The sequence below is a fragment of the Microvirga zambiensis WSM3693 genome (genome assembly GCF_016735695.1).
In the GTDB taxonomy this organism is placed as follows: domain Bacteria; phylum Pseudomonadota; class Alphaproteobacteria; order Rhizobiales; family Beijerinckiaceae; genus Microvirga; species Microvirga zambiensis.
In genome coordinates this window covers 43,093-65,771 of sequence record NZ_JAERQD010000015.1, presented here as the reverse complement: position 1 = coordinate 65,771, position 22,679 = coordinate 43,093, and the positions used below count along the sequence as shown (strand labels likewise).

Below are 22,679 nucleotides of genomic sequence, written 5' to 3'. Positions count from 1 at the left end.
CGCCGCAATACCCCCTGCAGGAATGCTGGGCGGAATGGACCCTAAAACGAGGGCGCTGATGAAGAATCTGGTGATCCGCAACATCCGCCCGATGGGCGGCGAGACAACGTCGGTAACGATCCGCGACGGGCGGATCGCCGGATACGGCCAAACGATCGAGGACCGCGTGGAGACCATGGACGGCGGTGGGGCCATCCTCATCCCCGGGCTCGTCGAAGCCCATACGCATATGGACAAGACGCTTCTCGGCATGGGCTGGTACCGCAACGAAGTCGGTCCGAGGCTTATCGACAAGATCGAGAACGAGCGCGCGCAGCGGCGGATTCTCGACATCGAGCCTGCCCGGCAATCGGCCCGTCAGGCCGTGCTCGCAGCCTCCCTCGGCGTGACGCATATTCGGACCCATGTGGATGTGGACACTGAGGTCGGCGTCGCAGGCATCGAGGGCATTCTCGAAACGCGGGAGCGCTATCGCGACATCGTCGATATCGAGCTCGTCGCCTTTCCGCAAAGCGGCATGCTCATTCGGCCCGGCACTGTCGAACTCATGGAAAGGGCGCTTCAACTCGGCGCCCAGGTTGTCGGCGGACTAGATCCCTCCGCCATCGACCGCGATCCGAAGGGACATCTCGACGTCGTATTCGGCCTCGCCGAACGCTATGGCGTGCCGGTCGACATCCATCTCCACGAACCGGCGGAGCTGGGAGCGTTTTCGATGGAGCTGATCATCGAAAGAACGAAGGCTCTGGGCCTGCAGGGAAAGGTCACAGTGAGCCACGCCTTCTGCCTCGGCATGAGCGATCAGGATTATGTGGCGGCGCTGATCGAGGCTTTGGCGGATGCGCAGATCCACATTCTGACGACGGCACCGGCGTCAAGACCTGCTCCTGCCGTCAAGCGCCTCGTAGAGGCCGGCATCGTCGTCGCGGCAGGTTCCGATGGAGTGCGCGATACCTGGGGCCCGTACAATAATCCGGACATGCTGGAGCGCGCATTCCTCGTCGGCCTGCGCAACAACCTGCGGCGCGACGATGAAGTCGCGCTGGCGCTCGACACCTGCACCTATGGCGGTGCACGGATGATGGGCCTTGAGGGTTATGGTCTGCAACCGGGCGATCGGGCCGACCTGGTTCTTCTCGATGGTGAGACGCTGGCAGAAGCCGTCGTAAGCCGTCGGCCGCGCAAAATGGTGCTTAAGAGCGGAAAGATCACCGCCCGCGACGGCATCGCATTGGCCGAAGTCCCTTGATGCGAATTCGCGAGCGCCTCAAATGGGCGGCGCGCGGGACGCTAAATGCATCAGCCCACTCGTGGCCAAATGCCACGAGCGGGTCGCGCGATTATCGCGGAAGACCCCGCATTGACATTGCGGCGCCACCAAAGGTGTCGTTCCTGATCGCCGGGCCCTGGAAGGCTTGCGATGTGACGTAGTTCGGCATGTGGCTTTCTGATTCCGAACTCGACATGCAGCCGGCCAACAGAGCCGCTGCTGTGAATATGAACACGATCCGCTTCATGAAACCCCCTTCGACCTCACAGGCCGTGTGCGCCGCTTGGCGTTCTGGCTGAGAGCTAGCGATGCTAAGCAGATCACCGTAGAGCAGCAATCGATACTTATGCAATGCTCGTCGAAGCTTGAGAAAAATTATGCTTTCTGCTGTCTCTAAATGACAATCTACTGTCTCAAATTGTCAAACAAGGAGGGGCAGAACAGCGCGCCTGGGATTGGGAGCCACGGAAGTGCAGCGATCGCCGAGTGGCGGCATCTCCTTCAATCGAGCGACGCCTCGATGCCCAGGCCGCGGGCCTTTGCCTCGCGCAGGCAATGGTTTGCGCAGGCGAGGTCCTGGGCTGCGATGCCGAGAGAGCGGTAGAGTGTGATCTCATCGGGCGAGGTCCGACCGGCGACCTTTCCGGCAATCACCTCGCCGATCTCGGCCAGCACATGATCGCGACCGATGCGTCCGCTCTCGATGGCACGAATAACCTCGCCGGCCTGAGCGAAGGTGGAAGGGCGATAATCGACATAGAGACGTGAGATGGCGACCATGTCCTCGTCGATCTCGCGCTTCGAAGGGATCGAGGCGCCGACCACATTCAGGTGTGTGCCAGGTGCCACCCAGTCACCCATCAATACCGGTTCAGGCGATGAGGTAACCGTGCAGATGAGGTCCGCGCCGTCGACGGCGCGGCGCACATCATCGAAGACATCGACAGCAAGGCCGGGATAACACTGAGCGGCGTGCGAGGCGAAGGCCTCTGCCTTCTCGCGCCGGCGTCCGGCCACGCGCAGTTCGCGCAGGGATGGCAGCACGCAAAGCATGGCCTCGAGATGATGCTCGGCCTGCTCTCCAGCGCCGACCATGGCAAACGTGCTGCAATCGGGCCGGGCGAGCGCCCGCGTCGCCACGGCACTTGCGGCTGCCGTGCGAATTGCCGTCAGAAGCCCGGCATTCATTATGGCGATTGCCGAACCATGCTGCGGCTCGAACAGGACGATGGCTCCCTGGTGGGACGAGTACCCGGCATCCGGATTGTTGGGAAAGAGGCTCACCAGCTTCACGCCGAAGCAGGCATCGATCCGGCCGTTGCCTGGCATGAGCGCGCCGGGCATCACGCCCATCATATTGGGTGCGCCCACATTCACCACCGATCGCAGCGGCAGGTTGGCCGCGCCTGCGGAAACAGCGACCATCGCGTTGGCGACAACCTCGATCACATCGGTCATCGGCAGCAGCGAGAGCACATCTCGATCGGACAGGACAATCATCGCGTGCGCAACTCCTCTTCGCCCCAGTCTTCCCCTGTGACGGGCAGGCCGAGTTGTTCTTCCAGAAGCGACAGGTAGAGACCCGGCCGCGTGACATACGGAAAGTGCCCGCCCCATTCGAAGCGATAGGCAATCGATGGTTCGAGCCGAGCGCGGACAGCCCGGCGCATCGTCTCCGGGATCAGGGGATCGTCGGTGGTTTCGATGGTTGCAATCCGCTCTCGCGGCATCTCGACCGGTGGCAGCTCAGGCGCATGCTTCAATGCATTCAGCCGTGTCCGAAGCTCCGGCTCCGGAATCCGCCCGTTGACCTCCGCCATCAGCAGGTCGACCAGTTCCGCTTGTTCGGGATGGCTCTCGCGCCACAGGCCGAGACCGCGTCCGAAGCCTGCGCGGAGCTCGTCGATCGGAGCATTGTCGAGATCGGAGGAATAGGGCGGGCGAGCTGCAACGTCGCTGGCGGAATGCAGGGTGTTGGCTGCGATCAGGCGCTCGGCGATCTCAGGATAGGTTGCCGCGAAATATTGCGCCAGATAGCCGCCCAGGGACGAGCCCAACACGGTGACCCGGTCGAGACCTAGCTCTCCGCACAGCTCAGCGAGATCGGCTGCCCATTCTGCGATGCCGCCGCTCCTCGGATAGGTGAGGGCGACGATGCGCGCGCGGTTCCGCAGCGCCTCGATCTGATGCCAGAAGATGTCGCCGCGGCCGAGCGTGCCGGGAATGAGCAGCAAGGCCGGGCCAACCTCGCCGGCCCTGACATAGCCCCATTCGCGGCCGCTCACGGTCATGCGCTGCTCGGGGTGAGCGGCAGTGAAGCGGTCGCGGGCCGCGATCAGCTGGTTGGTCATGCGGTAGGGACCCTCTTTAGCGAATGGCAGCAGCTTACACGAAACGGCGACGGCGCAAGTGGAGAGGCTTAAGAAAAGACGACTTTCTCACTCGGCGTCCACTACGCCGGAGAGGCTGTCCAATGCCATCAGGATTCGGTAGGCGGCCTTCACCCGTGCCGGAACAGGATAATTCTTATTTGCCAGCATAACGACGCCGATGTCCTTCGCAGGAATGAAGGCGGCATAGGCGCCGAACCCGTTCGTCGAGCCGGTTTTGTTGATCAGCACCCATTCCTGTGGCGGCAGCGGCGGATCGAGCTTGCTCGCCCTTTGGGGCTTGGTCGCCATCTGAGAGGAGTTTCCGGCCAGCAGTCTGTCGAGATCGGTCGGGGAGGCATAGATCTCCCAACCCAGACCCTGAATCATGTCGCCGATCTTGTAATAGCCGGTATGGGTCGTGGCGATCGCACGGCGAAAGGGTTCTGCCAGCGCCGCGCCGTTCATGTTCGCCTCGACGAACCGGATCAGGTCGGATGATGTCGTCTTGACCCCATAGGCTTGCGAGGCCAGAGCGCCGGGTGTCACGCGAACGGGCTTGTTGGCTTTCGAATAGCCGGAGGCATAGCTGCCCATCCGATCCGGGGGGACATCGATATGGGTGCGGGTCAGTCCGAACGCCGGAAACAGCGTCTGCTCCATCAGGTCGTCGAAAGGCCGGCCCAGGCTCCTGGCCGTGAGATGGCCGAAAAGGCCGATGCTCGGATTGGAGTAGAGCCGGTAGGTTCCGGCATCGTATGTGGCGCGCCAATTCCGGTAATAGGCGATCATCGTATCCTGCGTGACGCCAGCGGGAAATTGCAGCGGCAGGCCGCCTGCCGTGTAGGTCCCGAGATCGAGCAGGCTGATCCTGTCGAGGCTGCTGCCGGAGAGTTGTGGCAGATGTTTGCTCGCGCTGTCGCCGAGAGACAAAGCCCCACGTTGCTGCGCGTAGGCGGCAAGCGTGGCGGTGAAGGTCTTGCTGATCGACCCGATCTCGAAAATCGTGTCTTGAGTCACCCGAAGCCTGGTCTCCTTCGACGCGACACCGTAATTGAAGAAATACTGCTTACCCTGGACCGTGACGGCGACTGCCATTCCGGGCACGCCGTTCTCCTTCATGATCGGTGCGATCACCTCGTCGACGACACGCTCGAGCCGGCGCGGTCCGCGCTCTTCTGCGGCACGCGCGCTCGTGACGAGAAGCAGGGGAATGGCCGCGAAGACGCCGATCTTCGATACGGAAACGGATCGCATAAGGGTTTTCTGCATGCTGCGGAATGTGATGTCTGATAACGGGCAATGGGACAGGGGTCCATACCGGCTTTGCTGATTGTCGGGCTGAACGGCCTCAGCGACGACCAGTCCGGTCGCGCTCCTCCGGCTTGCGCCGCAATCCTACCAAGAGGAGGGCGATGAACAGGATGGAGAGAGCGGGCCAATGGAACCAGATTTCATGGAATCCGCTGAAGAGATTGATCAGAAACAGGAACGCGCTGATCAGGATGGCTGCGCGAAGAGGGCGCGGCATGCCGGCCAGGAGGTTGGAGATTCCTGGCGCCGATGTTCTTGCATCGGCTTTTTCGCGCAATGGCACGGTAGCGATGCTGGATGGGGCGCGTGCGCCGTCCCTCTCGGTGCCGACCTGATCGACTGGCCTGCTTCCGAGCGTCACCCGATAGCTCGTGACGGGAGAGGCGACGTTCTTCACCTGCCGTTCGCCGAGATAATCGAAACCGACGGTGAGCTTGTTGCGGACCTGGTCGTAGACGGGCCCTGATATCAGGATGCCGCCTGGCTCGGCCATTTCCTGGAGCCTTGCGGCGACATTGACGCCATCGCCATAGATGTCCGCACCGTCGACCATCACGTCGCCCAGGTTGATCCCAATGCGAAAACGCATGCGCTGCGCCTCAGGCAGATGCGGGTCTTGGCCTGAAAGCTCCCGCTGGGTCTCGACCGCGCATTGCACCGCCTCGACTACGCTGGGGAATTCAGCGATGACCGCATCGCCCCAGGTGTTCACGATCCGCCCATCGTGGCGCGAGACCAGGGCCGCCATCGCGTCGCGGTACCGGCGCAGGGTTGTCAACGTGCCGGCCTCGTCCACCTCCATCAGGCGCGAATAGCCCTCGACGTCGGCACACAGGACGGTGGTCAACCGCCGTTTCAGCTTCTCTGTCATGGATGGGATGATAACGCGGAATTCGCCAAAGCCCATAAAGCGCCCAGCTCTGGGATGTGTGTAATCATATTTCCTTACTTCGGTGCGGTTGGCTGCAATGTCGTTTTCTCCATCATCTGCACGCAGGTGAGAAGCTCGACATAGCTTTGAGATGCGGTGCCCTGCTGGTTCGACGTGCAGGTCTCCCGAGAGGAGGCCTTCGCCCGTTGCCATATGCCGCCTGCGAGCTGACTCTCGGCGTTCTTCTCATCCTGGATACAGGCTTCGAAGACCGGCTGCGGCAGTGCTTCGAGACGCTGAACAGTGCGGCAGGACGCTTCCGCCGAGAGGCGAGGAAGTCCGTCGGCAGCCATGGCGGTTGTGACGAGGAACAGGGCCGAACCGCCAACCAGAAAACGGATCATCGGACACTCCCTTGGTACAATTTTACCCCTTAGGGCGCAGCTTGACAATGCTTGGCATATCCTCGAATCTCGCTGCTCCCGGCATCACCGTCGCGACCGTCCCTCGGAGGCGTGAATGCAGCGGTCTGCACATGGCGTTGCCGTCGCGCGGATATTCGCTGTTGCCCTTTTGACCGCGTTGGCGGCGTGCAATCAAAAAGCAACGTTCACACCGCCGCCGCCACCCAAAGTGACCGTGGCGCCGCCGCTGGTCGAGCAGATTCAGGACGAGGCGATCTTCACAGGGCAGACCGCGGCCGTTCTCAGCGTCGATCTCATGGCCCGAGTCTCCGGTTTTCTGCAGGAAGCGAGTTTTACCGATGGAGCGGATGTCCAGAAGGGGCAGGTGCTCTTCCTGATCGAGCCGGAGCAATATCAGGCACAGGTCGATTTGGCCCAGGCTACCATCGATCAGCATCAGGCTCTTCTCAAGAGCGCCGAGGCCGAGCTCGAGCGTCAGACGACGCTGCAGAAACAATTCGTCTCGACGCAGGCGAATTACGACAAGGCGCTGGCGGATCGGGACTCGGAACGCGCGGCGGTGGCGGAGGCCCAGGCGAACCTCAAGACGGCTCAGATCAATCTCGGCTACACCAAGATCGAGGCGCCGTTTTCCGGCCGCATCGGCCGCCGTCTCGTCGATCCGGGCAGCCTCGTCGGTGCCGGCGGTCCCACCAAGCTGGCGACGATCTCGCAGCTCGACCGGATCTATGCTTATTTCACCATCAACGAGCGGGATATTCCCCGTCTTCAGCAGGCGATGCGCGAGCGCGGATTGACACGGGAGGCGCTTCAGACCGTGCCGGTCTTTGCAGGTCTTTCCAGCGAGACGGGAACGCCGATCCAGGGGCATTTCGACTTCGTCGATCCCGTCATGGACGCAACGACCGGGACGCTCCAGGCGCGCGCCGTGTTCCACAACGCGAAGAACCAGCTTATTCCCGGTCTTTTCGTCCGCCTGCGCATTCCGCTCGGCCCACCCAAGCCGACACCAATGGTGCCTGAGGCGGCCGTCAGTGCCGACCAAGTAGGCCCCTATGTGATGGTCGTGGATGAGGGCAGCAACGTCGCGATGCGTCGCGTGAGCCTCGGTCCATCGCAGAATGGGCTGCGAGCCATCAACTCCGGAGTGGCTAATTCGGACCGTGTCATCATCGACGGTCTCCAGAACGCCACGCCCGGGCGGGCTGTGACGGTGGTCGCCGGCAAAGTCGCCTCCGCGGCGCCTGCCGAGCCATAACGGAGAGGCCGATGCTCGCGAAGTACTTCATCGAGCGTCCGGTCCTATCCAATGTCATTGCGCTTTTGGTGATCCTGATCGGCGCGGTTGCCATTCTCGCTCTGCCTATCACGCAATATCCACCGATCACGCCGCCTACCGTTCAGGTCACCGCTCGTTATCCCGGCGCCAATGCGCAGACAGTCGTCGACACGGTGGCGCTGCCTATCGAGCAGCAGGTGAACGGCGTCGAGAACATGCTCTACATGCAATCGACGTCAGCCAATGACGGCACCTATTCGCTGATCGTCACGTTTGCGGTCGGCTCGGATCTCGATCAGGCGCAGGTGCAGGTGCAGAATCGCCTGGCAGCCGCGCTTGCATCCCTGCCGCAGGCCGTGCAGGCGCAGGGCGTGGTCACCAAGAAGAAGAGCACGGCGATCCTGCAGATCGTCACGCTGACGTCGCCCGACGGCTCACGCGACAGCCTGTTCCTCAGCAATTATGCAGCCATCAGCCTCAAGGACACGTTGTCCCGTATCCCGGGCGTCGGCGATACGAACGTTTTCGGCATCGGCCAGTACAGCATGCGCGTCTGGCTTGACGCCGATCAGATGAAGCTGCGCTCGCTGATGCCGAGCGATGTCGTCAACGCCATCCAGGAGCAGAGTCAGGAAGTGGCCGCCGGGCAGATCGGCGCGCCGCCTGCACCGACGGGCCAGGCCTTCCAATTCACCCTCGATCTGCGCGGCCGCTTCGCCGACGCTGCACAATTCGAGCAGATCGCCGTGAAGGAGGGCTCCGGCGTCGGCGGAGCCATTACCCGCATCCGCGATATCGGACGCGTCGAGCTCGGCGCACAGACGTACAGCCAGTTCCTCAACATGGACGGCAAACCGGCTGCCGGAATCGCCATATTCCAGCTGCCGGGTGCCAATGCGCTCGATGTGGCCAACTCCGTGAAGACCGAGATGGAGCGCCTGTCGAAGCTCTTCCCGTCGGGGGTTTCCTACTCCGTCCCATTCGACACCACGCGCTTCGTCCAGGCGTCGATCCACGAGGTCTATGTGACTCTGTTCCAGGCGGCTGTTCTCGTGCTCCTGGTCATCATGGTGTTCCTGCAGAACTGGCGCGCAACGCTGGTGCCCGTCACCACCGTTCCGGTCACCATCATCGGTGCGTTCGCCGCCATGGCGGCTTTGGGCTTCAGCATCAATCTCCTGACGCTGTTCGCACTCGTCCTTGCCATCGGCATCGTCATCGACGATGCCATCGTGGTCGTCGAGGGAGCATCGCAGCATATCGAGGCCGGTCAGGACGCAAAGCAGGCCGCCATTACGGCCATGGGGGAGTTGCTGCGGCCGATCCTCGCCATCACGCTCGTCCTTCTCTGTGTCTTCCTGCCGGCCTCGATCCTTCCCGGGATCGTCGGTCAGCTCTATCGCCAGTTCGCTCTCGTCATAGCGGCGACCGCCGTCATCAGCGCGATCAACGCGGTGACCTTGAAGCCGACTCAATGCGCGCAATGGCTGAGGCCGAGCACCGGTCGGCCGAACCTGTTCTATCGATCCTTCAACGCCGTCTATGGCCGCCTTGAAGCCGGCTATGTCGGGCTGATCGGCCGGCTCGTTCGCCGCTCGCTGCTGTTTTCCATCATCGCTCTGGCGCTGGTCGGGTTTGCCATCTGGTCGCTGGTGCGCCTGCCCACGGCCTTCATCCCAACGGAAGATCAGGGCTACCTGATGATTGGCGTGCAGCTGCCGGAGGCCGCCTCGCTCGAGCGCACCGCGAAGGTCATGGATCAGGTGACGGCGATTGCCCGAGAGACACCAGGGGTGGAACATGTCATCGCCATCGGAGGCGTGTCTCTCTTCGACAACAACGCATCCCTTGCCAATGCCGGCACCGTCTATGTGATCCTGAAGGACTGGAGCTTGCGCGGAACCGGCCAGGATCTGCTCTCGATCTATGCAGGTCTGCAGGCCCGCCTCGACGACTTGCCGGAGGCACGCTCCACGGTGGTGCCGCCGCCGCCGATCCAGGGGCTCGGGCTCGCGGGCGGCTTCCAGATGCAGGTGCAGCTCAGGGATGGGACCTTCGACTACCGCAAGCTCGAAAGCGCCACGCAGACCATCATTGCGGCCGGCAACGCCCAACCGGCGCTGACCCGGCTGATGACGCCCTTCCGGGCCGGGGCGCCGCAGCTGCGGGTCGATCTCGACCGGCGCAAGGCCGAGACCCTGGGTGTCGATATCGGCGATGCCTTCCAGACCGTTCAGACCTATCTCGGCTCGACCTATACCGGGCAGATCTCGCGCTTCGGTCATACCTTCCCGGTCTTCGTGCAGGCCGACAGCCGGTTCCGACTTAGCGCCGACGCCGCAGGGCAGCTCACCGTCCGCAATTCTGGCGGGGAGGCGGTCCCGATCAGCTCCCTTGCGGACATCACGCCGTCCTTCGGCCCGTCTTTGGTGCCGCTGTTCAACCTCAATCCCTCCGCCACGATCAATGGGGCATCGGCGCAGGGCTACAGCTCCGGGCAGGCGCTTGAGCTGATGGATGCGATTGCCACTGCAACACTGCCGCCCGGCATGACCTTCGGCTGGGCCGGCGTGTCCTACCAGGAGGCGCAGCTCGGGAACCAGTCCTATTGGGTATTCGGCCTGGCCCTTGTTCTCGTCATGCTCGTGCTGGCGGGACAATACGAGAGCTGGTCCGCACCGCTGGCGGTGGTTCTGGCCGTTCCGCTGGCGCTGCTCGGAACCGTCACGGCGCTGACCATCGCGGGTGCCGCAAACAATATCTACACGCAGATCGGGCTCGTGCTCCTCATCGCGCTCGCCAGCAAGAATGCCATCCTGGTGGTCGAGTTCGCGAGGGAGCTGCGTCTGCGCGAGGGGATTTCGATCGAGGAAGCCGCGGTCAGGGCGGCGCGCATCCGCTTCCGCCCCATCGTGATGACGTCCCTCGCCTTCATCCTGGGGGTGCTGCCGCTGGTCTTCGCGACAGGGGCGGGCGCTGCCGCGAGAAAGTCGATCGGCATCACCGTCTTCAGCGGCATGCTGGCGTCGACCTGCATCGCGGTCCTGTTCGTGTCGCCGCTCTTCGTGGTGCTGCAGCGCTGGTCGGAACGCGGAGGGGCAGCGCCGCAACCGCGTGAGGCTCTGCCTGCCCGCGCGGCGGAGTGATGGTTCGGCTGGGAGGGCCGGGGTTCTCAGGGAGGAAACGGATATGACATTTCGTGCCATCGCGGTCGGATTGATCGCCGCCTGGTCTGTTGCGATCCACGCCGATGCCGCAACGAACCCCGCTGCCGATCAATGTGCGATGGGATTGCCGGCCGATTCCAGGATGATTTACGACGCATCGGTGCGAAACATGAAGAGCCTCGACACCTTGCGCGACACAGTCGTCGCCGAGACCCGTTCGCTCGTCATGTCGGGAAAGATCAGCGAGGCCGATGCCCGCCCGGCCGCCGAGAAAGCAGGCACCTGCCTTCGTCTTCTGGCAAGCCGCTAGGCATCGGCCCGAGGCTGTCAGCGCCTCGCTGAGGTGCTTCCTCCGCTGTCGATCTGCTGTCCGATCTGCGCAATCGCCCGCTGGTAGACCGAGGCCGCGTTCCAGGCCTGGATCGCAGCGAAATTCGGTTCGCCCGGCTGGTAGCCGGCACCTGCGCGCCAGCCATTGGCCTTGAGGAAATTGGCAGTCGACATCAGGGCATTGGCGGCGACATCGAGGCTGCCACCAGTGCCGTAGTTAAGGATGCTCTTCGGCATGAACTGGGTCTGGCCGATCTCCCCATGCATTGAGCCGCGGGTGCCCGGCGTGAGGACGCCGCGGTCGATCAGGGTCAGGGTGGCATAGAGCTGATCGGTGAAGAATTCCGAGCGGCGGCAGTCATAGGCGAGGGTTGCTATCGACGACAGGGTGTTCTGGTTGCCCCGCTGACGGCCGAAGGCCGTTTCCATGCCCCAGATGGCGATCAGCGGCCCCGGCGGCACGCCGTAGCGCTGCTCGATGGAATCGAACAAGGCCGCTTCGGATTGCTTGAGCGCCCGTCCGCGCGAGACGATGACGGGCCCGCCCCGCTTGGCGAGAAACTGCTCCAGCGACAGGCGGAAGCTTTTCTGTCCCCGGTCGGCTGCGATGGTGGCCGATGCATAGCTCGCGTTCTTCAGAGCCGCTATGGTTGCCGGGCTGACGCCATTGGCCCGCGCCTCGACGGCGAACTGATCCTTCCAGGCTTCGAATCCCGCCGCCGAATTGCCGCATTGTGCGGCAGCGACAGTGCCGGTCATTCCCGCGAAAGCCGTCACGGCCGCAATGGCGATGCTCTTGAACTGCTTGCCCCTTGCCATCCGAAAACTCCTCTCATGTACTGCGCGATGCGTGGTCGATTGACGGGAAAACTAGCGGCGAGGCTTGGCGGGACCAGTGCAGGGGGTGAGGTTTGTCATTCACGATTGACGGCGCCCAGGCCGAAACCGGACTTGTCTCGGGTGATCCAGACCTCTCCGTCACCCAGCATCATGCCCTTGTCACGGACGAAAAGCGTCTCGAAGCTGGCGTTGGCCACTGCCTCGCGGACCTTCGGATCGAGGAGAATTTCCTTCGCCGCTGCGAGCTGGGCCGGACTACGGATGATCCGCTTGACCTTGCCGGTGATCGTGAGCGGATATTGTGCAACCTGGGCGATGAGTTCCATATCGCCGGACCTGAAGGCCGCCTTGACGCGTCTGAAGCCGTAATAGGCCTCGAACGGGTCGAATTTGAGCTCGCGGTAGTTGGCTTCGATTTCCGGCGACAGTTTCGGCCGCGAAAAGCCCGAGTCGGGCGTTCGCATCGGCAGATCCATGGATTGCCGCAATTCGCGCACCAGAAGGTTCAGGGCTCTGTCGCGATCGTAGAGCGTCTGCAACTCCGGCGAGCGACCCTGTCCGGTGCCGTTTGCGAGCGATCCGGTAATGTCCTGCCTGGCCGCTTTGGCATCCGAGTTGCTGCCGCGGCTGCTGCGGGCGGCTGCCTTGTCCAGGGCGTCGTCGAGCTGGTTGCGTGCGATCCAGACCCGCTCCTCGACCTCGGCCAGAACCTGCTCGTGGGAGGGCCGGAAGCCGGGCCCTTTCCCGAGGTCCGAGGGCAGGGCCTTCATGGCCTCCTGCGGCTTCGGCCCTTTAGGTTCGTCGGAGGGATAGCGCGGGTCGACCTTGTAGGTCCTGCCATAAACGCGGAGGAAGAAGGGATCCGCCCCCGCGGAGACAGGGGCAAGCAGCACCAGCAGGCATCCGGATAGCCCGAGAAGTCTGGCGGTTAAGCTGGCCATCGCCTCCTCCGGCCCGCGGGCATCGACAAGCCCATTCTATACGGCAGCGTCCAGATTGCCTAAGCACCTGTTCGAGAGCCGAGGCCTTCTGGAGGGTCTTCCTGCTGCCCAGTCTCGACAGGATCTCTCCTAAAGGTTTACCGTAAGGGCACTTTCTCCGACGGCGGCGCCCATGCCACGATCCAGAGCGCTCAAGTTCCCATGCATCTCCTCGACTCGCCATGCGGTCAGGGCGAAGGCTCTTGGGCCAAGGGCTTGGTGAGACCGAGATGCGTGCCCGATTCGGCTATCAGCCCTCCATCACGGCACTCTTCGTCGCAGTCGTGCTGTCGGTCGGGCTTTCTCTCGTCTTTTTAAGTTTCGAATGGGCCCGCTCCATCACGCGCACGGCGGCGCTGACATTCATCGATCGCGTCGCCGACCATACGGCGGATCGGGTCGACGGGCAGTTCAAGGACGTGCTCGACATTCTCGAGGTGCTGCGCCAGCTCCCGCCGGTCGAATCCGGCGCGATCCTCGACAATCCGCCGCTCTATTCCATTCTCGCCGCGCTGTTGCGTCGGCATGGCCAACTTTACAACCTCTATGCCGGCTACGGCGACGGCGGTTTCATCGAACTCGACGCCCTGGATCGTGCCGGACCGGCCCTGCGTCGGGAGCTTCGTGCTCCTGCCGAGGCCGAGTTCCGCCTTTCGATCGTCGAAACACCGCCGGGAGGGACGGAGAGGCGGCGGTTTACCTATTACCTGTCCCGCAACATGACGATTCTCGCGCAGGAGCAACGAGCGGCCGATTATGACCCCCGAGAGAGACCCTGGTACCAAGGGGCCTTTCAGCCCGGCGCCAGCCCGATCACAGACCCGTACGTGTTCAAGGTTGCCGCGCTCACCGGGTACACGATCAGGGCACCATTCATGCGGGGAAGAGGCGGGATCGCCGCCGGCGACATTCTTCTCAGCGAGACAGATGCGTTCCTGGCCTCGCAGCGGCTCGGCACTTCGGGTGTCGTCTTCCTTTTCGACGACAGCGGCCGGATCGTCGCCCATCCCGGCATGTCCGACTTCCTGCGCGCCCGCGCGCCCGATGCCCCACTCGACCTGCCGCGCGTCGACCAGCTTGTGAAGGTCGACATCGCCAAGCCTCTGGCGGCGTGGAGACAGGGTGGTTCGGCACAGCAGATCTTCGACACGAAGGATGGCCGGACTTATGTCGCCGCCTTCCGCGCGATCAAGACTGCGGGCGCTTCCGGTCTTCGGCTCGCGGTCATGGCGCCGCTCGACGAGTTTTTTGCAGAGATAGAGGCCGGGCGGCGAAGGATGGTTCTGCTGGCGCTGGGATTCGTTCTCGCCGCGCTGCCCGCGGTGTGGTGGATCGGCTCGATGCTGTCGCAATCCATGAAGGCGCTCGCAAGGGAGACCGATCGGATCCAGCGCTTCGATACTGCGGGGCCGCCCGTAGAGGTGCGTTCGATGATCAGGGAAATCGACGATCTCGGACAATCCGTCACGACCATGCGGACCGTGGTGCGCACATTCGCGAGCTTCGTGCCGAAGCGGCTGGTACAGCAGCTCGTTGCCACCGGCGATGCACTCCGGCTCGGCGGATCGCGGCGCGAGGTCACGGTCCTGTTCACCGACATCGCGGGCTTTACCAACATCACCGAGAAGGCGGATCCCGAGCAGGTGATGATCCGCACCTCACGATATCTCGCGGTGCTCTCAGCCGTGATCATGGAGCACGGCGGCACGGTCGACAAATTCGTCGGCGATGCCATCATGGCGATCTGGAATGCGCCGTCTGACGATCCCGACCATGTTGCCCATGCCTGCAGCGCGGTGCTGGCCTGTCGCGAGGCCAACCGCAGGCTGAACACTGAATTCGAGAGCGAAGGATGGCCGGCCTACCGGACGCGGTTCGGGCTGCATACCGGCGAGGCGGTCGTCGGCACCATCGGATCCGACGATCGCATGGCCTACACGGTGCTTGGTGCGACCGTAAACCTCGCGGCCCGGCTGGAGCCTCTCAACAAGGAATACGGCACCGAGATCATCGTCAGCGATGCGATCCGGCAGCGTGCCGACGACCGTTTCGCATTCCGGGCGTTGGATAGGATTACGCCGAAAGGCTTCGCGGCCTCGATCCGCATCTACGAGCTGTGCGGGGAGCTGGAAGCGGCCGAGGGGAAGCCCGATACTGCAACGGCCGGTCCATGAGCGTAGAAAGCAGGTGCTCGCCTTTCAGTGAACGTTTTGTGCCTTGCCGAGGTGAACGATGGACCAGACGGAGATCGAGGCGATCCGAGCCCTGTTGGGATCGAAGCCCAGGCCTGTCGGCTGGGAGCAGAGGCGCGAACGCATCGACGAGGTCGGATCGGTCTGGCCCGTTGCCGAGGACGTCACGCTCGAGCCCGTTGATGCAAATGGCGTTCCCGGCGAATGGTCGATGGTGTCGGAAAGCGATCCATCGCGCGTCTTCATGTTCTTCCATGGCGGCGGCTATTGCTCGGGATCGATCCGCAGTCACCGCCGCCTTATGACGGAGGCAGGTCGAGCAGCCGGCGTACGGACCCTCGCTCTGAATTATCGTCTCGCGCCCGAAAATCCCTTTCCGGCCGCCTTGGACGATGCAGTGCAGGCGTGGCGCTTCCTGCGCGGACAGGGCATCGCTGCTAACCGCATCGCAATCGGCGGCGACAGCGCGGGCGGCGGATTGACTCTCGCTCTTGTCGGTCAACTTCAGGAGGCGGGCGAGGAGCTGCCTGCCTGCTTGTGGCTGCTCTCGCCCTGGACCGACCTGACCATGTCGGGCACCACGCTTGCATCGAAGGACAGCGTCGATCCTCTCATTCACGGCGGCTATCTCCACGAGCTGGCCGACGCCTATCTGCCCTCTGATATCGACCGGAAGGATCCGCGCGTCTCGCCACTCTATGCCGATCTCAGAGGGCTGCCGCCAACCCTGATCCAAGTCGGATCGGACGAAACCCTGCTCGCGGATTCCGTGCGCCTTGCCGGCGCATTGGGCGGTGCCAATGTGGCCGTCACTCTCGAAGTATGGCCCTACATGATCCACGCATGGCCGTTATGGAACGCGCATCTCGAGCAGGGGCGCCAGGCGATTGCCAGGGCCGGGACCTTCATGCGTCAGTACCTTTGACGGTTACTGCTGCGACGACAATCGGGCGAGGCGCATATGCTCGATGATGTGCCGTCCGGAACCGCTTACATGTTTCGCGATCGCCTGGGCAGCACCCTCGGCATCCTGCGCCTTGATGCAGGCGATCAGTTCCTTGTGCTCCTCCAGCACGTTCGACTGCCGGCTGAGCGAGGTCGGGAAGCGGCGGCTGATGGCCCAGAGGATCTGGCGATGGCGCACCCATAGGTCGACCGCGTGGCGGTTGTAATGGCGGTCGTACATTAGGCGATGGAATTGCAGGTCGAGATTGGAATGCTTCGCCTGGTCGGCGAAGTTCAGCGCTTCGATCTCCGCCTCGATGCGTTCGAGTTCCTCGATATCGGCCTTCGTGACGATGCCGACGAACCAGCGGGTGAGGGCGGGCTCGATCAGTACCTCGATCTCGCAGATGTCCCGCACGAATTCCTCGTCGATCGGGCGGACCCGGGCGCCGCGGTTGGGCGTCATGATGACGAATCCCTCGCCGCGCAATTGCTGAAGCGCCTCGCGCACGGGATTGGTGGAGGTGCCCATCCGGCTCGCGAGCTCGGCGACTTTCAGGCGCTCGTTCGGCTTGACCCGGCCATGGATGATGTCGTCGCGCAGCCGCTCGTAGATGGAGGACTCACTGTCGTCCGCCAGGTCCTCCCGCTCGGGAACGGGTCCTCGGATATTGGCAATCATTCTCATAAGGCTGATTTTTATGCACTTTTCCAAGAGTTGCCAAGAGCGAAACCTCGTGGGTCGTACATTCGGATTGACAAATAATGTACGATTTGAAAGCTTTCCTTTGCGAAACCCGAAAGGTCTCGCGCGGGAGGAAACCGGCAGAAAGCCGGCCAAGAGGAGGAAGCAATATGGGCTATCAGCAGAAGCTGCCCGGCCTCGTCATGTCGACGGGCCTTCTAAGCACCGTATTCCTGGGGGCGATGTGTCCGGCCTGGGCTGCCGATTACAAGCAAGCGCCGGTGCTCGACGAGCAGGTGAAGGCCGGCAAGCTGCCCGCCGTCGCAAGCCGTCTTCCGGAAAAGCCTTACGTGGAGACCATGATCGACGGCGTCGGCAAGTACGGCGGGACGCTGCGCACCACGATCCTCGCCAATGGTGACCACTACAACCTGACCCGCACCATCGCCAACGAACTGCTCGTCCGCTGGGACCCGCAGTGGAAGAAGGTGATGCCGTCGCTCGCCGAGGAGTTCAAGGCGTCAGAGGATGCGACGACCTACACGTTCAAGCTCCGCAAGGGCCTGAAATGGAGCGACGGCCAGCCCTTCACGGTCGACGACATCATGTTCTGGTACGAAGACGTGTTCATGAACAACGCGCTTTCGCCCGCCAAGAACCCGACCTTCACGGTGGCCGGCAAGCCGGTCAAGGTCACCAAGATCGACGACCAGACGGTCGAGTTCAAGTTCGAATCCCCTTACGGTCTCTTCCTGCAGCAGCTCGCCTATGGCCAGGGCCATCTGCCGGTCATCTATCCCAAGCATTATCTCAGCCAGTTCCACGAGAAGTACAACAAGGACGGCATTCCGGCCCTGCTGAAGGCCAATCCGGCCGCGGGCGACTGGGTGGCGCTGTTCAATTCAAAGATCTCTCTGACCTTCCAGCCGCCGTTCTGGCAGAACCTGCAGCTGCCGACGCTCAACCCCTGGGTGCTGACCGTTCCCTACGCCGACAGCGAGCGCGTGGTCGCCACCCGCAATCCCTATTACTGGAAGGTGGACACGGCCGGAAACCAGCTGCCCTATATCGACGGCATCACCTGGGCGAAGCTGGACGATCCGCAGCTGATGGCGCTCAAGATGACGTCCGGCGAATTCGACTTCGCCTTCCGCCACATCAACAACGCGACGTTCAAGTCCGTGCTCTTCGACGGCCAGAAGACCGGCAATTACCGCTTCGTCGACGTGAAGGACCTGCCGGCGAACGATGCCGTCATCCTGCTCAACCTGAACTCCACCGATCCGGTCAAGCGCAAGATCTTCCAGAACAAGGATTTCCGCATCGCGCTCAGCCACGCGATCAACCGCCAGGAGATCATCGACCTCGTCTATGTGGGGCAAGGCGCGCCGGCGCAGGTGGCGGTCCAGCCTGAGCACGAACTCTTCAACGAACGTGAGGCGAAGCAGTATACCGAGTTCGACCCGAAGCGCTCGGCCGAGATGCTCGACAAGATCCTGCCGAAGAAGGATCCGGAGGGCTTCCGTCTCGACGAGGCCGGCAAGCGCTTCACCATCAACTTCATGGTGGCCGACGTCTTCGGCCTGTCCTATCCGGACGTGATGCAGATGGTGCAGAAATATGCCAAGGATGTCGGCATCGATATCCAGCTCCGCACCACCGACCGCGCGCGCCTCAACACCATGTGGTATGCGAATGAGCAGGACGCCTATATCTGGAACTGCGTCGGCGGTCTCTCCGAGGTCTATACGGATCCGCGCTGCTACATGCCCTTCCAGAAGGCGGACATCTTCTTCGCCATGAAGTGGAGCGAGTGGTATTCGAACCGCTCGACGGGTGAGGAGCCGCCGGAATCGATCAAGGCGCTGATGGCTGCCTACGACAAGGTCAATGCTGCCGTCACGGACGACGATCGCCGCCAGAAGATGAAGGATTTCCTCAATCTGTCTGCCGACAACTTCCTGAATATCGGCATCTCGCGTCCCATGCCGAAATACATGATGACGTCGAATAATCTAAAGAATGTCGTCAACGGCATTCCGATCACCGGAAACCTCTGGCATCCGGCGCCGACGCTCACGCAGTGGTATTTCGACAAGCCAGTCAAGTAAGGCTTCTCGCTGTTCCGGTGGCGGCAGCCATGCCGCCGCCGGACACCAACCCGTTTTTTCGAACGGTCAGCTTCATGCTCCGCTACATCGTCAAGCGAATGGTCTTCGCGATCCCGACACTTTTCGCGGTCTCGATTGTCGCTTTCATCATCATTCAATTGCCTCCGGGCGACTACCTGACGACCCTGATGGCCGACTGGGCGAGCCAGGGTGGTGCGGTGGAAGCGGGAACGGTCGCTGCCATGCGGGAGCGCTATGGCCTCGATCAGCCGATCTATTTCCAATATTACAAGTGGATTGCCGGCATTCTCATGCGCGGCGATTTCGGCATCTCCTTCGAGCTTGGAAAGCCGGTGACCGAGCTCATCTGGAACCGTCTCGGTTTTTCGCTGCTTCTGTCGGTTCTGACGCTCTGTTTCGTCTGGGCGATTGCGATTCCGATCGGTATTCTCTCGGCGGTGCGCCAGTATTCGATCTCCGACTACACCGCGACCTTCCTCGCCTTCTTCTTCCTCGCCGTGCCGGACTTCCTGATGGCGCTCTCCGCCATGTACATCATGTCGGCTTGGTTCGGCCAGAGCGTCGGCGGGTTGTTCTCTCCGGACTATGTCGATGCGCCCTGGAGCTTTGGCAAGCTTCTGGATTTCGCCCAGCATGTCTGGCTCCCGGTGGTCGTCATCGGCCTGGGTTCGCTCGCGGCCCTGGTGCGCATCATGCGCGCCAACCTGCTCGATGAGCTTTCCAAGCCCTATGTCACGACCGCCCGCGCAAAGGGCATGTCGGAGTTGGAACTCCTGTTGCGATATCCCGTGCGGCTTGCTCTCAACCCGCTGATCTCGACGCTTGGCTGGATCCTGCCGGCAGTCATTTCCGGTGAGATCATCGTCTCGGTCGTCATGAGTCTGCCGACGACCGGACCGCTGCTGCTCCGCGCGCTCCTCGCGCAGGACATGTATCTCGCCGGCTCGCTGATCCTGCTGATCTCGGTGCTCACCATCATCGGAACGCTGATCTCGGACATCCTGCTCGCCATCACCGATCCGCGGATCAGGCTGCAATGACAGATATCGTAAGCCTCCCTCCCGAAACGGGGCCTTCGCTCGATCTTCGCGGCAAGGACATGGCCGTTGCCGGCCAGTGGCGTCTGTTCTGGCTCAAATTCAAGAAGCACAAGGTCGCGCTCGTCAGTCTCGTCGTGATCATTTTCATGTATCTCGTCGCGGCGCTCGCGGATTTCATCGCGCCCTACGATCCCAATGCCACCAATTCTCGCTTCACCTACGCCCCGCCGCAGGTGCTGTCGCTTCTGCTCGACGGCTCGTTCCAGCCGCATGTCGACCAGCTGAAGATGACCCTGAACACCGAGTCGATGCGCCGGGAATTCACGCCCGATCCGACGAAGCCGCTTCCCGTTTCCTTCTTCGTGCCGGCCCAGCCCTATCGTCTCCTCGGCTTCATCCCGATGCAGACCAAGCTCTTCGGCCTCGCGAACCCGAAGCCCGGCGACAGCATGTATGTCTTCGGTGCCGACCGCCTCGGCCGGGACATCTTCTCCCGTGTCGTGCACGGGGCGCAGGTGTCGCTGTCCATCGGCCTCGTCGGCGTCTTCATGAGCCTGATCCTCGGCGTCACCATCGGCGGTATCTCCGGATTTTTCGGCGGCTGGGTCGATCTCGGCATCCAGCGCCTCATCGAGTTGCTTCGCTCCATCCCGACCATTCCGCTCTGGATGGGCTTTGCCGCCGCGATTCCCGTCGGCTGGCCGCCGCTGCGCACCTATTTCGTCATCACCCTGATCGTGTCGCTGATCGGCTGGACGAGCCTAGCGCGGGAAGTGCGCGGCAAGTTCCTGTCGCTCAGAGGCGAGGATTTCGTGACCGCCGCCCGCCTCGACGGCATGAGCGAGATCGGCATCATCTTCCATCATCTCGTGCCGTCCTTCATCAGCCATATCATCGCGACCCTGACGCTCGCGATCCCCTCGATGATCCTCGCCGAGACGGCACTCTCCTTCCTCGGGATCGGCCTGCAGCCGCCGATCATCTCCTGGGGCGTCCTCTTGCAGGAGGCGCAGAACATCCGCGCCGTGGCGCAGGCGCCGTGGCTCCTCTTCACCCCGGCTGCCGCGATCGTCATCTCCGTGCTTGCCCTCAACTTCCTTGGCGACGGTCTGCGCGATGCCGCCGATCCCTACGAGTCGGTGTCATGAGCGATACGATCCTCCAGGTCAGGGACCTCAGGACCGTTTTTCCGACCCGCACCGGCCTGTTCAAGGCCGTCGACGGCGTCTCGTTCGACCTGAAGCGGGGCCAGACGCTTTGCGTGGTCGGCGAATCCGGATCCGGCAAGTCCGTGACCGCCCGATCGATCCTGCAGATCGTCGACCGGCCCGGGCGCATCGAGAGCGGTTCGATCCTGCTGACACGGGCGGATGGTTCGATCACCGATCTCGCCAAGCTCGACCCGCGGGGCAGGGACATCCGCAGCGTGCGCGGCAAGGAGATCGCCATGATCTTCCAGGAGCCGATGAGTTCCCTGTCGCCGGTTCATCGGATCGGCACCCAGATCGGCGAAACGCTGCGCATCCATTTCGGCACCTCGAAGCACGAGCAGCGTGAGCGGGTTCTGGAACTCCTGCGGCAGGTGGAAATCCCACGCCCTGAATCGGCCATCGACCGCTATACCTTCGAGTTCTCGGGCGGAATGCGCCAGCGCGTGATGATTGCGATGGCGCTTGCCTGCAACCCATCCGTCCTGATCGCCGACGAGCCGACGACGGCGCTCGACGTGACGACACAGGCCGAGATCCTCGATCTCATCCGGAAGCTGCAGAAGAGCCACGGCATGGCCGTGCTCTTCATCACCCATGACATGGGCGTGGTCGCCGAGATCGCTGACGACGTTCTTGTCATGTATCGCGGCAAGGTCATGGAGACGGGGCCGGTCGAGCAGATTTTCCATGCCCCGCAGGACGAGTACACGCGCCGGCTGATCGGCTCCGTCGTCAAGCTGGAGAAGAAGGCGGAGGCCAGGACGGCGCGTGCCGCGATTCCCGCCGGGACGAAGCCGCTGCTCGACGTCAGAAACCTCTCCATGACGTTCCCGTCGGGCCTCAAGGCCGTCGACGACGTGTCGCTGACCGTCCGTCCCGGCGAGACGCTCGGCATCGTCGGCGAATCCGGCTCGGGCAAGACGACGATGGGCCGCTGCCTGCTGCGGATCTACGACCCGCAGGCCGGCAGCATCGATTATCGCCGCCCGGACGGACAGACAATCGACATCCGCACCGCCGACAAGGCGTCGCTGCAGAAAGTCCGCCGCGAGGTCCGCATGATCTTCCAGGATCCGGTCGGCTCCCTCAGCCCACGCAAGAATGTCGGTCAGATCATCGCCGAGCCGCTGAAGCTTGCCGGCATGCGGGGCAGGGAGCTCGACGACCGCGTCGCCGAGTTGATGCTGCAGGTCGGGCTGGAACCGTCCTGGCGCGAGCGCTATCCGCATGCCTTCTCCGGCGGCCAGCGCCAGCGCATCGGCATCGCCCGCGCCATCGCGGTCAACCCGCGCCTGATCGTCGCCGACGAGGCGACCTCGGCGCTCGATGTATCGCTGCGCTCGCAGATGCTCGATCTGATGATGAAGCTTCAGGATGAGCTTGGGCTCTCCTACGTTTTCATCTCGCATGACATGTCGGTGATCCGCTACATGTGCGACCGCGTCGCGGTCATGTATCGCGGCAAGATCGTCGAGACGGGTGATACCGACCAGGTCATCAACGCACCGGCGCACGACTACACGCGTGCGCTTCTTTCCGCCATTCCCCATCCCGACCCGCGCAATCGGCGCATGCACAACCGGTTCCGGTACGATGCGAGCCGCGCGGCTTCAGCCAACGGATAGATCG

At 62.8% G+C, this 22,679-nt stretch carries 19 protein-coding genes; 10 read left to right on the top strand and 9 right to left on the bottom strand.

Annotated elements, in window-relative coordinates:
- The first annotated feature begins 58 nt into the window (after positions 1–58).
- Positions 59–1,249, top strand: a complete 1,191-nt coding sequence (locus JKL46_RS13565; RefSeq protein ID WP_201833574.1) for an amidohydrolase family protein — start codon at positions 59–61, stop codon at positions 1,247–1,249.
- Positions 1,250–1,340: 91 nt separating this feature from the next.
- On the opposite strand, the gene JKL46_RS36855 is transcribed toward JKL46_RS13565, so the two are convergent.
- From JKL46_RS36855 to JKL46_RS13535, 6 genes are all read right to left on the bottom strand, one after another.
- Positions 1,341–1,517: a lipoprotein gene (locus JKL46_RS36855; RefSeq protein ID WP_201833572.1), complete on the bottom strand. Its 177-nt coding sequence runs from the start codon at positions 1,515–1,517 to the stop codon at positions 1,341–1,343.
- Between the two features lie 254 nt (positions 1,518–1,771).
- Entirely contained in the window at positions 1,772–2,770 is a 999-nt protein-coding gene (locus tag JKL46_RS13555; protein WP_201833570.1) for an ornithine cyclodeaminase family protein, read from the bottom strand.
- Complete coding sequence (locus JKL46_RS13550; RefSeq protein ID WP_201833568.1) at positions 2,767–3,621, bottom strand: alpha/beta fold hydrolase; 855 nt, start codon at positions 3,619–3,621, stop codon at positions 2,767–2,769. The genes JKL46_RS13555 and JKL46_RS13550 overlap by 4 nt, the downstream gene beginning before the upstream one ends.
- A gap of 87 nt (positions 3,622–3,708) precedes the next feature.
- Positions 3,709–4,896: a class C beta-lactamase gene (ampC, locus tag JKL46_RS13545; protein ID WP_201833565.1), complete on the bottom strand. Its 1,188-nt coding sequence runs from the start codon at positions 4,894–4,896 to the stop codon at positions 3,709–3,711.
- Positions 4,897–4,990: 94 nt separating this feature from the next.
- Entirely contained in the window at positions 4,991–5,824 is an 834-nt protein-coding gene (locus JKL46_RS13540) for an adenylate/guanylate cyclase domain-containing protein (RefSeq protein ID WP_201833563.1), read from the bottom strand.
- Between the two features lie 74 nt (positions 5,825–5,898).
- On the bottom strand, positions 5,899–6,228 hold the full coding sequence (locus tag JKL46_RS13535; RefSeq protein WP_201833561.1) for a hypothetical protein: 330 nt from the start codon (positions 6,226–6,228) through the stop codon (positions 5,899–5,901).
- 115 nt (positions 6,229–6,343) lie between these two features.
- Here JKL46_RS13535 and JKL46_RS13530 point away from each other — a divergent pair, with 115 nt between their 5' ends.
- From JKL46_RS13530 to JKL46_RS13520, 3 genes are read left to right on the top strand one after another with little or no spacing between them, the layout of a single operon-like run.
- Entirely contained in the window at positions 6,344–7,507 is a 1,164-nt protein-coding gene (locus JKL46_RS13530; RefSeq protein ID WP_201833559.1) for an efflux RND transporter periplasmic adaptor subunit, read from the top strand.
- A gap of 11 nt (positions 7,508–7,518) precedes the next feature.
- Positions 7,519–10,674 carry an efflux RND transporter permease subunit gene (locus tag JKL46_RS13525; protein WP_201833557.1) on the top strand — a complete coding sequence of 1,052 codons (3,156 nt, stop codon included), beginning with the start codon at positions 7,519–7,521 and terminating at the stop codon, positions 10,672–10,674.
- 43 nt (positions 10,675–10,717) lie between these two features.
- A complete protein-coding gene (locus tag JKL46_RS13520) occupies positions 10,718–11,005 on the top strand; it encodes a hypothetical protein (protein ID WP_201833555.1) in 288 nt (95 codons plus the stop codon).
- 17 nt (positions 11,006–11,022) lie between these two features.
- On the opposite strand, the gene JKL46_RS13515 is transcribed toward JKL46_RS13520, so the two are convergent.
- Positions 11,023–11,844 carry a lytic murein transglycosylase gene (locus JKL46_RS13515; protein WP_201833553.1) on the bottom strand — a complete coding sequence of 274 codons (822 nt, stop codon included), beginning with the start codon at positions 11,842–11,844 and terminating at the stop codon, positions 11,023–11,025.
- A gap of 95 nt (positions 11,845–11,939) precedes the next feature.
- Positions 11,940–12,806: a hypothetical protein gene (locus JKL46_RS13510; RefSeq protein ID WP_201833551.1), complete on the bottom strand. Its 867-nt coding sequence runs from the start codon at positions 12,804–12,806 to the stop codon at positions 11,940–11,942.
- A 269-nt stretch (positions 12,807–13,075) separates the two neighbouring features.
- Here JKL46_RS13510 and JKL46_RS13505 point away from each other — a divergent pair, with 269 nt between their 5' ends.
- Positions 13,076–15,019, top strand: a complete 1,944-nt coding sequence (locus JKL46_RS13505; RefSeq protein WP_201833549.1) for an adenylate/guanylate cyclase domain-containing protein — start codon at positions 13,076–13,078, stop codon at positions 15,017–15,019.
- Between the two features lie 58 nt (positions 15,020–15,077).
- Positions 15,078–15,962, top strand: a complete 885-nt coding sequence (locus JKL46_RS13500) for an alpha/beta hydrolase (RefSeq protein ID WP_201833548.1) — start codon at positions 15,078–15,080, stop codon at positions 15,960–15,962.
- Between the two features lie 3 nt (positions 15,963–15,965).
- Here JKL46_RS13500 and JKL46_RS13495 read toward each other — a convergent pair whose 3' ends face one another.
- On the bottom strand, positions 15,966–16,670 hold the full coding sequence (locus tag JKL46_RS13495) for a GntR family transcriptional regulator (RefSeq protein WP_201833546.1): 705 nt from the start codon (positions 16,668–16,670) through the stop codon (positions 15,966–15,968).
- A gap of 167 nt (positions 16,671–16,837) precedes the next feature.
- Between JKL46_RS13495 and JKL46_RS13490 the strand changes: the two genes are divergently transcribed.
- The 4 genes from JKL46_RS13490 to JKL46_RS13475 all read left to right on the top strand — a co-directional run bounded on the left by JKL46_RS13490 (position 16,838) and on the right by JKL46_RS13475 (position 22,675).
- On the top strand, positions 16,838–18,778 hold the full coding sequence (locus JKL46_RS13490) for an ABC transporter substrate-binding protein (protein WP_201833544.1): 1,941 nt from the start codon (positions 16,838–16,840) through the stop codon (positions 18,776–18,778).
- 74 nt (positions 18,779–18,852) lie between these two features.
- The gene (locus tag JKL46_RS13485; protein ID WP_201833699.1) at positions 18,853–19,839 is read left to right on the top strand and encodes an ABC transporter permease; all 987 of its coding nucleotides are present in this window, start codon (positions 18,853–18,855) and stop codon (positions 19,837–19,839) included.
- Positions 19,836–20,987 (top strand): ABC transporter permease, encoded by a 1,152-nt coding sequence (locus tag JKL46_RS13480; protein WP_201833542.1) that lies wholly within the window; start codon positions 19,836–19,838, stop codon positions 20,985–20,987. The genes JKL46_RS13485 and JKL46_RS13480 overlap by 4 nt, the downstream gene beginning before the upstream one ends.
- Entirely contained in the window at positions 20,984–22,675 is a 1,692-nt protein-coding gene (locus tag JKL46_RS13475; protein ID WP_201833540.1) for an ABC transporter ATP-binding protein, read from the top strand. The genes JKL46_RS13480 and JKL46_RS13475 overlap by 4 nt, the downstream gene beginning before the upstream one ends.
- Positions 22,676–22,679: the final 4 nt, after the last annotated feature.